Annotated in this window: 9 protein-coding genes; 2 read left to right on the top strand and 7 right to left on the bottom strand. The window is 60.3% G+C overall.

Going from position 1 to position 12390, the window contains the following annotated elements; all coding sequences use genetic code 11:
- Positions 1-2 precede the first annotated feature (2 nt).
- Complete coding sequence (gene pilB, locus FBY02_RS20215; protein WP_144929966.1) at positions 3-1703, bottom strand: type IV-A pilus assembly ATPase PilB; 1701 nt, start codon at positions 1701-1703, stop codon at positions 3-5.
- A gap of 223 nt (positions 1704-1926) precedes the next feature.
- Here pilB and FBY02_RS20220 point away from each other — a divergent pair, with 223 nt between their 5' ends.
- Together FBY02_RS20220 and FBY02_RS20225 are read left to right on the top strand one after the other, a co-directional pair.
- Positions 1927-2349: a pilin gene (locus FBY02_RS20220; protein WP_144929967.1), complete on the top strand. Its 423-nt coding sequence runs from the start codon at positions 1927-1929 to the stop codon at positions 2347-2349.
- Between the two features lie 293 nt (positions 2350-2642).
- A complete protein-coding gene (locus tag FBY02_RS20225; protein ID WP_144929968.1) occupies positions 2643-2996 on the top strand; it encodes a BON domain-containing protein in 354 nt (117 codons plus the stop codon).
- A gap of 300 nt (positions 2997-3296) precedes the next feature.
- Here FBY02_RS20225 and FBY02_RS20230 read toward each other — a convergent pair whose 3' ends face one another.
- The 6 genes from FBY02_RS20230 to panD all read right to left on the bottom strand — a co-directional run bounded on the left by FBY02_RS20230 (position 3297) and on the right by panD (position 12357).
- Positions 3297-3593, bottom strand: a complete 297-nt coding sequence (locus FBY02_RS20230; protein WP_144929969.1) for a DUF2845 domain-containing protein — start codon at positions 3591-3593, stop codon at positions 3297-3299.
- Position 3594: 1 nt separating this feature from the next.
- Positions 3595-6528, bottom strand: a complete 2934-nt coding sequence (locus tag FBY02_RS20235) for a DUF748 domain-containing protein (RefSeq protein ID WP_144929970.1) — start codon at positions 6526-6528, stop codon at positions 3595-3597.
- Positions 6529-6645: 117 nt separating this feature from the next.
- Positions 6646-7662: a class I SAM-dependent rRNA methyltransferase gene (locus FBY02_RS20240; protein WP_144929971.1), complete on the bottom strand. Its 1017-nt coding sequence runs from the start codon at positions 7660-7662 to the stop codon at positions 6646-6648.
- 175 nt (positions 7663-7837) lie between these two features.
- Entirely contained in the window at positions 7838-9775 is a 1938-nt protein-coding gene (gene acs, locus FBY02_RS20245; protein WP_144929972.1) for an acetate--CoA ligase, read from the bottom strand.
- Between the two features lie 188 nt (positions 9776-9963).
- On the bottom strand, positions 9964-11628 hold the full coding sequence (gene pgi / locus FBY02_RS20250; protein WP_144929973.1) for a glucose-6-phosphate isomerase: 1665 nt from the start codon (positions 11626-11628) through the stop codon (positions 9964-9966).
- A 348-nt stretch (positions 11629-11976) separates the two neighbouring features.
- Entirely contained in the window at positions 11977-12357 is a 381-nt protein-coding gene (gene panD, locus FBY02_RS20255) for an aspartate 1-decarboxylase (protein ID WP_007963888.1), read from the bottom strand.
- Positions 12358-12390: the final 33 nt, after the last annotated feature.

Here is a 12390-nt window from a genome sequence, read left to right on the forward strand (position 1 = left end):
GTTCAGTCCTTGGTGACCCGGTTGATTTCTTCTAGGCTGGTCACGCCTTGCATCACTTTGAGCAGCCCCGAAGTGCGCAGGTCATTGAAACCGTTCTTGCGCATTTGCAGGTCGATTTCCAGGGAATTTCCCTCGGCCATGATCAACCGTTGCAGCTCGGGCGTATTTTTCACTACTTCGTAAACCCCCACGCGCCCCTTGTAGCCGTTGTTGCACTGTTCGCAACCGACCGGCTCATAGATCGTGAATGAGCCGATGCGTTCCTTGGGGAAACCTTCCTTGAGCAGGGTTTCTTCGGGAATCTCCGTGGCTTTCTTGCATTGGTTGCACAGTTTTCGCGCCAGGCGCTGGGCGATGATCAGGTGGACCGCCGTGGCGATGTTAAAGCCGGGAATGCCCATGTTCTGCAAGCGGATCAGGGTTTCGGCGGCGCTGTTGGTGTGCAGGGTAGAGAGCACCATGTGCCCGGTCTGGGCGGCCTTGATGGCGATTTCGGCCGTTTCCAGGTCGCGGATCTCACCCACCATGATCACGTCCGGATCCTGGCGCAGGAAGGAGCGCAGGGCCTGGGCAAAATCCAGCCCCTGGCGTGGGTTCACGTTGACCTGGTTGATGCCTTCCATGTTGATTTCCACCGGGTCTTCGGCGGTGGAAATGTTGATGTCCACGGTATTTAGGATATTCAAGCCGGTGTAGAGCGAGACAGTCTTGCCCGAGCCGGTCGGCCCGGTGACCAGGATCAGCCCTTGGGGTTGCTTGAGGGCTGCGAGGTAGAGCTCCTTCTGATCCGGTTCGTAGCCCAGGGCATCGATACCCATTTGCGCACTGGACGGGTCGAGGATCCGGATCACCACTTTTTCGCCCCAGAGCGTGGGCAGGGTATTGACCCGGAAGTCGATGGACTTGCTTTTCGACAGGCGCATTTTCAGCCGGCCGTCCTGCGGCTTGCGTCGCTCGGAAATATCCAGGCTGGCCATGACTTTCAGGCGCGCGGCGATGCGGCTGGCCAGTTGGGTCGGCGGCCTGGCCACTTCCCGCAACATGCCGTCGGTGCGCACCCGCACCCGGTAGGATTTTTCATAGGGTTCGAAGTGCAGGTCGGAAGAGCCGCCCTTGATCGCGTCCAGCAGCATCTTGTTGACGAACCGCACCACCGGCGCGTCGTCGGCGTCCTGGCCGGTGATGGCGTCCTGCTTGCGATCGTCATCCGATTCGATGTCCAGGCCATCGAGATCAACATCACCCATGCCTTCCAGGCCCGTAGTGCTGGATTCGAAAAATTTCTCGATGGCGTCGCTGAGTTTGTCGTCTTCCACCAGGATGGCTTCGGTGGTCAGGCCGGTACTGAACTGGATGTCGTTGATGGCCTGGTGGTTGGTAGGATCGGAGATCCCCACGAACAGCTTGTTGCCGCGCCGCCACAGCGGCAGGGCATGGTGTTGCCGGACCAGTTTTTCACTGACAAGCCCGGTGGGCTGGCTTTCCTTGTCCAGGCTGTTGAGGTCCAGCAGTGCAACGCCGAAATGCTCCGAAGCGATTTCCGCAACCTGGCGACTCTGGACCAGTTTGTTCTGCACCAGGTAGCTGACCAGGGGCATGCGGTTGCGTTGGGCTTGTTGCTGCGCCTGCTGCGCGCTCTGCTCGGTGATCAGCTCGGCCAGCACCAGTTGCTTGGTCAGGCCGCTGAGGGCGATGTCATTCATGGAAATACCGACTGCTGACAGTTCATGACTTATAGCCTAGTCAAGCATCGACGCCAAACCAGCGGGGCTGGGTGACAAAAAACGTCAGATAGTGCGGTTGTTGGGGTAGGACGTTGCCATTTCGTCGCCTGGAACCCTTTGCGAGCAGGGTCGCAAGGGTTGGCATGTGCCGTGCAATACCCTCTCAACCATGAGATTTCGCCTCATGCAAATGGAGAGGTCTATGAGCAAGCAGAATGGTTTTACCTTGATCGAGCTGCTGATCGTCGTGGCGATCATCGGCATTCTGGCGACGTTTGCGTTGCCGCAATATTCCAAGTACCAGGCGCGGGCAAAGGCAACGGCAGGGTTGGCGGAAGTATCCGCATTAAAAGTGCCGTTCGAAGACGTCATGAATCAGGGGACCAACCCTACGTTAGCCAACATTGGCGGTACAACGCCCACCAGTAATTGCACGATGAGTGCTTCAGGTACCGCTTCGGACGGTACGGGCACGATATCGTGCGCCTTGTTGAATGCGCCCTCTCCGGTACTTGGCAAGACCATTACAATGTCCCGCTCGGCAGCAGGTGTCTGGACCTGTGCTTCGACGGCGGCCCAGGAATACCTGCCGGCTGGATGCACCGGTGCCGCTGCCGGTGGTTGAGGGCATGGCCTTGCGAAGAACCCCGCTTTGACTGCGGGGTTTTTTACGTTCTCTTGCCAGTGAAAAAAGCTCGTTAATTCAGTTGTTTAAGAAGCGGAAAAAACCGCAACTTGCATGTACGGAATCAGTCGCTCATGCATTTTGCATGATCCAGTAAATCAGCGCTTCGCTTAACCAGTTGATTTATAAGAAGTTATTTTGTTCGTCAAAACTGGCACACCCTTCGCACTACTCCTGATAACCCTGCCGGGAGTTACCTCCGGCAGTTTCTGAGAAAAACAGGAGTAACTCGTATGAAGAAGTTCGCTATCACTGCCGCTACTGCTGCCGCGCTGACCTTGACCATGGCTAATGCATTTGCCGAGACTGCTCAAGCGACCCAGGCTCCGATGATGTTGGCTGCTGGTGAAGTGACTAAAGCCAAGGAAGAAACCAAGGACACCTGGATCACCACCAAGGTCAAGGCCGATCTGGTTACCGAAAAAGGTATTCCAGGCTCCGACATCAAGGTTGAAACCAACAAAGGTGTTGTATCCCTGTCTTCGACCGTTGCCTTAACCAAAACTCAGAAAGACTCTGCCATCGCGATTGCCAAGAAAATCAAAGGCGTCAAGGCCGTATCGGCTGATGGCTTGAAGGCCGAATAAGGCCAAGACTTCTCGCCTGGACTGGGAGAGGGCGCGGCAAACGGGCTGTGTCATACGTTTGCCGTTGCTTTGGAGTTCATGCGAAAGGCCACAGGGACGTGGCCGCCACAGGCCCTCGGCATTTTGCCGGGGGCCTGTTCTATTTTGGATGTAAGTCAGCCGACACTTGTGTTGGCCCGTCTACCGCCATCGCGAGCAGGCTCGCTCCCACATTGGTACTGGGTTGTTCCAAAAAAGTACGCTCGGCACCGATCCCCTGTGGGAGCGAGCCTGCTCGCGATAGTGGTGTCATTGCCAGCCTCAATGCCCACGCCGACTGGTGATCTGCACCAGCCGATTACCCTCGAAGCGCAGGAACTGGTACATGCCGCTGTTGGGACCGTATGTCCATTCTTCCACCGGGTATTCCTCCCGGCGATTGACACTGCGTTTGTAGCCCAGATCGTCCCGCGCAACCGGTTGCCCGCACTTTTGCAGCACTTCACTGGAGCGATCGCCAACGCTGATCAACTGGCTGCCGCAACGCAATGTGTCGGCAGCCGATGCGTAAGGGGTGATGAGCAGTAAGCCCAGGCCGAGCCAGTAGAGACGCTTCATCCTATTCGGCATCCAGATGCAGAGGAGTGATCACGCGCCCGTCGCTTTCGGCCTGGCCGAGGCTGGCGTCGATGAAATAGACACGGTCATCGGCCAACTGACCCTTGTCCACCAGGAAGTCCTTGATGCTGCTGGCCCGTTCCTGGCCCAGCTCGCGGAGCAATACGTCGCTGCCGCTCCAGAACTTGATGACGCCTTCACGCAGTTTCTCGATGCGGGCCTTTTTATCCAGTTGGGCCCATTCGGCTGGTGGCTGGGTCTTGAGACGGGTTCGGTAGATGCCTTCCAGCAACGGGGCCTTTTCATCTTCCGGTACCTGCAGCAGCGCAGCCTTGGCTGGAACCTTGTCGCCTCGGCGTTGCAGCATCTTGTAATAGTTGTACTGGTATTCGCGTTCCAGGCGCTGGCCGGCAAGCAGCGGCCCGTCGCTGCTTTCGGCGGCGGTGCCTTCGATTTCCAGGCGCAATTCCGGACGCTTGGCCAGTGCCTCGGAAAGCTTGAGCAGTACGCCTTCGTTCTCCGGGCTCAGGTCGCTGGAGCCTGGTGCGAAGGCGACACTGCCCAGGTCTTCCGAGCCACCGCCGGCTACCAGTCCGCCGATAAGTTTGAACGGCGCCTGGGCCGCTCGCACCACCAGGTTGCGCAGGGTCTGCCAGACAATCGGCATCACGCTGAACTGCGGGTCGTTGAGGTTGCCGGACACCGGCAGTTCGATGGAGATCCTGCCCTCGGAATCCTTCAGCAGCGCGACGGCCAATTTCAACGGCAGGCTCACGGCGTCCGGGCTGTCGACCTTTTCCCCCAGTTGCAGTTGCTCGACCACCACCTTGTTTTCGGCCTGGAGCTGACCCTTGGTGATCCGGTAATGCAGGTCGAGATTGAGCCGACCCTTGCGGATGCGATAACCGGCGAATTTACCGGAATAGGGCGTCAGCGTCGTCAGCTCGACCCGCTTGAAGCTGGTGGCGATATCGAGGCTTTCCATCGGGTTGAAAGGGTTGAGTGCGCCCTTGATCGTTACCGGCGCATAGCGGTCGACCTTGCCCTTGACGTCCACGCTGGCCGGTTTGGCCTGGCGGCTGTCGATGGTGCCGATCTGACCGTTGAGCTGCTGGATGGCGGTGGCGAAATTCGGCGTCAGGCTGAAGTCGGCGAAGTTGGCCGAACCGTCGTTGATGGCAATCGCGCCGACGTGGATACCCAGAGGTTTCTCCTGGGAGGCCGGTTTCGCTGAAGCGTTCTTCGTGCCGCTGTCCGGCGGCTGCGGGACCAGCAAGTCATCGACGTTGGTGGTGCGATCGTCGTTGATCATGAAGCGGGCATAAGGCTGGAACAGGCTGACTTTGTCGATGGACAGGCTGTCGCCATGCTGATAGTTGAGGCCTTCGAGCACCAGGCTCTGCCATTTGACGAAGTCACGGGTCTTGAGGGTATCGAGGGTATGCAGTTGGTCGACCTGGGCGCGACCGGTGACCGCGAAGGCCAGCGGCGCGGTGCCCTTGAGGTCGACCGCCAGATCGCTACCGAGCATCCCTGAGCGTAGCTCCAGGCGAATGAACGGGGTGATATAGGCCTGGGCGACCCGCAGATCGATATCCTGGGTCTTGACCTTGAGCCTGGCGGTAATCGGGTTCAGGTTGACTTCGCCGTCTGCCAGGAGCTTGCCCTGTTTACCCACCCCGGTATCCAGCTTGAGGGTAAAAGGCGAGCCGTTGAGGGTATCGTAGTTCTGCAGGTCGAGGTTCAGCGGGCCGACGTCCAGTGCCACGGCAGGTTGCGCCTGGCGGTCGGCCAGATGTACCCGGTAATCGCGCAGTTGCACATCCTTCAACAGCACCTGCCACGGCTTGCCGGGTGCCTTTGGTTCGGGTTTGGGGGAATCGGCCGCTGCCGGGGCGGATGCCGGCTCGACCTTGACCTGCGGTTTGGTCGGCTGGCTGGCGAAGAGTTTCTGCCAGTCCAGTTGGCCATCGGCCTCGCGTGCCGCCCAGGTTTCGAGCTTCTGGCTGCGGATCTTGCCTACGACCACCTGTTGTTTCGCCAGGTCCACCGTGGTTTCGCTGACCTCCAGGCGTTCGAGTCTTGCCAGGGGACGACCATCGGGGGCCTTGATGGCGAAAGGCGCGACACTGACGGCCACGTTGTTGAGCAGCAGCTCGGTGCCCTTGGCCAGGTTGAGCTTGTAATCGGTGCTCAGGTTGAGGATGCCGTTCTCCAGCACCAGCGGTACCGCATCGCGGACGTACGGCCACCAGAATTTCATCTGGCCATCGGTGACCTTGAGTTTGCCCTCGGACGCGATCGGCGAAAGGCTGAAATGACCGGTCCAGTCGATCTTCCCACCTTCGGGGCCGGCAGCCACCAGGGTCATATCGGCACTGTCGTCGGGCAGGGTGCTGAGGTTCTTCAGCTCGAAATCCAGGGTGTCGTACAGGAATTCAATGGGTTCGCTGGGGCGAAGGTCCTGGAAATGGATATAACCGGTGGCCAGCTTGATCCGGTCGACCCGCAGGGGAAACGGCTTGGCCTCGGGATCGGCTGGGGTCGGCTCGCTGGGTGGTAACTTGAACAGGCTCAGGAGGTTCAACTGGCCGTCCTTGGCGAACACCACCTCGGTCCTGGGCTTGTCCAGCTCGATGTCGGCCAGGTGCAGCGCGCCGGACCACAGACTGTCGATCTGCAGGTTGGCGTACAGCCTTTCGAAGCCCAGCTGCTCCTTGCCCGGCTCACCGATATTCAGGCCCCAGACGGTAACTTCAAGGCTGAAAGGATTGAGTTCGATGCGCTGGATCTGAGCCGGCACTGTCGCATGATTGGCCAGTTGCTGATTGGCGATTCGCAGGGCGATGCCTGGCAGTATCAGGAAACCCAGCAGGCTGTAGAGGGCCAGTGCGGTGAACAGGGCGCCGAGGGCGCGCAGCAATCCTTTGGGCATGTGTGGCTTCATCTGGTGGAATCGGAGTGCCTTGGAGTATGGCATGCGTTTACGGTTCCGAAGCCACTGGTATTTATGAGAATTGTCCGTTTTTTCCGTAGGAGTCCTGAGATTGGCTCAGAACTGCAGGATCAGTGTCTTGAGCGGGGGATTACGGTCCATGGAAGGAAAGTCCTCACCGGGCGTCAGCACGCTCCATTCGCGCACCGGCCGGCCGGTCTTGTCTGCACAGCGCAGGACCTGTTCGCGCCAGTCGTCCATGGACACCTTCGCCAGGTTGTTGCAACAGATCAGCACGCCATTATCGGCGGTGGCGAGCAGTGCCGGCTTGAGCAGGCTCTGGTAGTCCCGCAGCAGGTCCACGGTGCCGAAGGCACTCTTGGCCCAGGCCGGCGGGTCGAGCAGTACCAGGTCGTACTGGCGTTGTTCCAGGCGGACATAATTAGGGAGTTTCTGTCCGCGCCGTTGGCTGATGGGCAAGCCTGCCAGCTGGCGGATCGCCGGGAAGTAGTCCGACTGTACGAACTCCATGGGCAGTAACGCGGGGTTGAGCAGGCCGTTCTCGCGACCCACCGCCAGGTTGCCTTCGGCAAAGTCCAGGTTACACACCTCCCGCGCGCCCCCGGCCGCGGCACTCAGACCAACGCCGCAGGTATAGGCGAACAGGTTCAGCACGCTTTTGCCGAGGCTGTGCGCCTTGACCCAGCCCCGGGCATTGCGCAAGTCGAGAAACAGTAGCGGATCCTGCCCGGCATGGCGTCCACGCACTCGATAGTTCAGGCCCCATTCATGGCCGACCAAGTCTTGCAGAGCAGCTTCTTCGGCCTGATAGACCGTGTCCTGGCGATCGATCCGCGAGTTGCCCCGGGCACGGTCGTTGTAGACCAGCAGAGTGTCGAGGCCCAAGGTTTCGTTGACGATGCCGTGCAGTTGCAACAAGGCATCGCGTTCCAGCGACTGATGAAAGCTCTGCACCAGCAACTGCGGGCCGTAGCGGTCGACGGTCAGGCCGGGTGCGCCTTCCTGGCTGCCATGGAACAGGCGATAGCAATCGGTGCCTTGCTGGTGCAATTGGCTGAGCAGGTCTTGACGCTGGTCGAGGGCGGCGCGCAGCGCCTGATTCAAGGAAGACATGCCAAGCGCGCCTTAAGGAAATGAGGCGCGGGAGTTTAGCAGCTTCGGGAGGGATCGTTCCCACGCTCGGCGTGGGAACGCCGCAACGGACGCTCCGCGTTCGGCTTTTGGGGACGCGGAGCCTCCCTGGCTGCATTCCCACGCAGAGCGTGGGAACGATCAGTACGGTGGTTGTTTAGCGATTCAGGCGCTTGTCGATCAGCCCCTCCACCACGCTTGGATCGGCCAGGGTCGAAGTGTCGCCGAGGCTGTCGAGTTCGTTGCAGGCGATCTTGCGCAGGATGCGCCGCATGATCTTGCCCGAGCGGGTCTTGGGCAGCGCCGGGGCCCACTGGATCAGTTCCGGCTTGGCGAAGCTGCCGATTTCCTTGCTGACATGAGCCAGCAATTCTTTCTTCAATTCATCGTTGGCCTCCACCCCGTTCATCGGCGTGACAAACGCATAGATGCCCTGGCCCTTGAGGTCATGGGGATAACCGACCACCGCAGCTTCAGCGATGCTGTCGTGCAACACCAGGGCGCTTTCCACCTCGGCGGTGCCGATGCGGTGACCGGAGACGTTGATCACGTCATCGATGCGCCCGGTGATCCAGTAATCGCCGTCCTCGTCACGGCGGGCGCCGTCGCCGGTGAAGTAATAGCCGGGGTAGGGCTTGAAGTAAGTGTCGACCATGCGTTGATGATCGCCATAGACACTGCGGATCTGTCCCGGCCAGCTGGATTTGATTGCCAATACGCCGCTGCCGGGGCCATTGATTTCCTTGCCCGTTTCATCCAGCAGGACCGGTTGCACGCCGAACATCGGGCGGGTGGCGCAGCCCGGCTTGAGTCGCGGGGCACTCACCAGCGGGCTGAGCATGATGCCGCCGGTTTCGGTCTGCCACCAGGTATCGACAATCGGGCAGCGCTGCTCGCCCACTGCGTTGAAATACCATTCCCAGGCTTCCGGGTTGATCGGCTCACCGACGCTGCCGAGCAAGCGCAGGCTTTTGCGCGAGGTGGCCTGCAATGGCCCGGCCCCTTCGCGCATCAATGCGCGCAGGGCGGTGGGGGCGGTATAGAAGATGTTGACCTGGTGCTTGTCGATCACCCGCCAGAACCGCGAGCTGTCGGGATGGCTGGGGACGCCTTCGAAAATCAGCGTGGTAGCGCCATTGGCCAACGGGCCGTAGACGATGTAGCTGTGGCCGGTGACCCAGCCGACATCGGCGGTGCACCAGAACACTTCGTTGTCGCGATAGTCCAGCACGTACTTGAACGTCATGGCCGCCTGCAGTAGATAGCCGCCGGTGGTGTGCAGCACGCCTTTGGGTTTGCCGGTGCTGCCGGAGGTGTAGAGGATGAACAGCGGATCTTCGGCGTCCATCGGTTCAGGCGGGCAGTCATCGCTGGCGTCGTGCATGGCCTGGTGGTACCAGAGGTCGCGGCCTTCGACCCAGCTCACTTCGGCCTGGGTACGCTCGACCACCAGGACCGTGCTGACGTTCGGACAGCTTTCCAGGGCTTTGTCGACGTTACGCTTGAGCGGGACAAAGCGCCCGCCGCGCACGCCTTCGTCGGCGGTGATCACGGTGCGGCAGTCGGCATCGAGGATTCGGTCACGCAGCGAGTCCGGCGAAAACCCGCCGAACACCACCGAATGCACCGCGCCAATACGGGTGCAGGCGAGCATGGCGTAGGCCGCTTCAGGAATCATCGGCATGTAGATGCACACCCGGTCACCTTTCTTCACGCCACGGCTTTTCAGCACGTTGGCCAGGCGGCACACATGGTGGTGGAGTTTTCTATAGGTGATTTGCGCCGATTCGGCGGGGTCGTCGCCTTCCCAGATGATTGCCGTCTGGTCGCCGCGTTTTTCGAGATGGCGGTCGATGCAATTGGCGCTGACGTTCAGTTTGCCGCCCGCGAACCAGGTGGCGTCGCCGTTCTTGAGGTCATAGCGCTGGACCGTTTGCCAGGGCGTCATCCAATCGAGAAACCGGGTGGCCTGTTCCGCCCAGAAGGTGCTGGGGTGTTCTATGGATTCTTTGTAGAGGCGCTGGTATTCGTCCTGACTCAGTTGCGCAGCCCGGCGGACGGCATCGGCTTGGGGGTACTGGCTGATATCGAACATGACGGTTCCTTATTCTTGTTTTTGCGACAAGTCATAAAGATGCGCCCAGTGAATATCGAGTTCAAGTTGTACATGGAGCCAATGTGGGAGCGGGCTTGCTCGCGAAGGCGTCGGGTCAGCAACATGGATGTTGACTGACACTCCGTCTTCGCGAGCAAGCCCGCTCCCACAGGTCTGTGTGCGTTTGATCAGCCGCGATGACGTCCACGGAAGTAGTTGATCAGGCCCTGGGTCGACGCGTCTTCGGCGGCGCTTTCTTCGCTGCCCACCAGACGGTTGTAGACACCCTTGCCCAGCTCCTTGCCCAGTTCCACGCCCCACTGGTCGAAAGCGTTGATGCCCCAGACCACGCTTTGTACGAACACTTTATGTTCGTACAGCGCCACCAATGCGCCAAGACGCCGTGGGCTGATGCGTTCAACCACCAGGGTGTTGCTCGGGCGGTTGCCCGGGATGACCTTGTGAGAGGCGAGTTTCTGCACGTCCGCTTCGCTGGCGCCCTTGTCCCGTAGCTCGGCTTCGGCCTCGGCGCGGGTCTTGCCGAGCATCAGGGCCTGGCTTTGTGACAGGCAGTTGGCGTACAGCCACTGGTGATGATCGGAAACCGGGTTGAAGCTGACGACCGGCACGATGAAGTCGGCCGGGATCAATTGGGTGCCCTGGTGCAGCAACTGATGATAGGCGTGCTGGCCGTTGCAGCCGACGCCGCCCCAGATCACCGGACCGGTGTCAGTGGACACCGGTGTGCCGTCCTGGCGCACGCTCTTGCCGTTGGACTCCATGTCCAGTTGCTGCAAGTGCTTGGTGATGTTGCGCAGGTAATGGTCGTACGGCAGGATCGCGTGGCTTTGCGCGCCCCAGAAATTGCCGTACCACACGCCCAGCAGGGCCAGCAGCACCGGCATGTTCTGTTCGAACGGCGCGCTCTGGAAATGCTGGTCCATGGAATAGGCACCGGACAGCAGTTCCTTGAAGTTCGACATGCCGATGGCGAGGGCGATTGGCAGGCCGATGGCCGACCACAGCGAGTAGCGCCCGCCGACCCAGTCCCACATCGGGAAGATGTTTTCTTCGCGGATGCCGAAGGCCACGGCCGCCGCGTTGTTGCTCGATACGGCGATGAAGTGGCGATACAGTTCCGCTTCGGAGCCGCCCTGGGCGAGGTACCAGGCGCGGGCGGCCTGGGCGTTCTTCAGGGTTTCGAGGGTGTTGAAGGATTTCGACGAGACGATGAACAACGTGGTCTCGGCGCGCAGCTTCATGGTCAGCTCGTGGAACTCGCTGCCGTCGATGTTCGCCAGGTAGTGGCAGCGAACGCCTTTTTGCGCGTAGGACAACAGGGCTTCGGACACCAGTTCCGGGCCGAGGAACGAGCCACCGATACCGATGTTCACCACGTCGGTGATCGGCTTCTCGGTGTAGCCGCGCCACAGACCGTCGTGGATTCGGCCCACCAGGTCGGTGATCTGGTTCAGCACCTTGTGCACATCCGGCATCACGTTGACGCCGTTTACCAGCAACCGGTCGCCCACTGGCCGACGCAGGGCAGTGTGCAGGGCCGGGCGGTTTTCCGAGGCGTTGATGATTTCGCCTTCGAACAGCGCCTTGATCGCGCCCTTGAGGTCGACTTCATTGGCCAGGCCCACCAGCAGGTCGCGGGTCTGGGCGGTGATCAGGTTCTTTGAATAATCGAGAAACAGGCCGCAGCTCGACAGGGTGAATTGGTTGAAACGCTGCGGATCGGCATTGAACGCTTCGCGCATGCTGAAATCCTGCATGGCCTTGCGGTGGTCATTCAGCGCCTGCCAGGCGGGCAGGGCGGTCACATCATGAGGGTTTCGGTAGTACGCCATCGCTGCGGGTTTCCTTTTACTTGAACGACCTTTTGTACACTAAAAATTCCGGCATGGCCCGTAGAGGGCGTCCGGACACCTGCGTCGACACGATCTGCGGGCGCAGGGCGACTACAGTAAACCTCGCGTTGCGATCTGTCTTGGCTTTGTCAGACCGGTTCCCGGTACTTTTTTATACAACGGGGCTGGGAAGGGGCCGACAGACGGGAGGGCGAAGCATTCTTTTGGACAAGAATTACTCACTGTGGGAGCGGGCTTGCTCGCGAAGGCGGGGGTATCCGTCACATCAATGTTTAATGTGCCGACGCCTTCGCGAGCAAGCCCGCTCCCACAAGGGCATGGCACAGATCAGGCGACCTGCACCGGAATGGCATTGCTGGTGTGGCTCAGTTCGTTGCCCGGCGCCATGTACAGCATGCGGGGCTTGAAATTGACCAGCTCGGCTTCGCTGTAGTGGGCGTAAGCGCAAATGATGACGCGGTCACCCACCTTGGCCTTGTGGGCCGCGGCACCGTTGACCGAGATCATCCGCGAACCTTCTTCGCCGCGGATGGCATAGGTGGTGAAGCGCTCGCCGTTGTCGACGTTGTAGATCTGGATCTGCTCGTATTCACGGATCCCCGACAGGTCCAGCCACTCACCATCAATGGCACAGGAGCCTTCGTAGTCGAGCACGGCGTGAGTGACTTCGGCGCGGTGCAGCTTGGCCTTGAGCATGATGGCGTGCATGGGTTTCTCCTCTGGTCGGGTCCGAACGGCGGG

Source organism: Pseudomonas sp. SJZ078, assembly GCF_007828255.1.
Taxonomy (GTDB): Bacteria; Pseudomonadota; Gammaproteobacteria; order Pseudomonadales; family Pseudomonadaceae; genus Aquipseudomonas.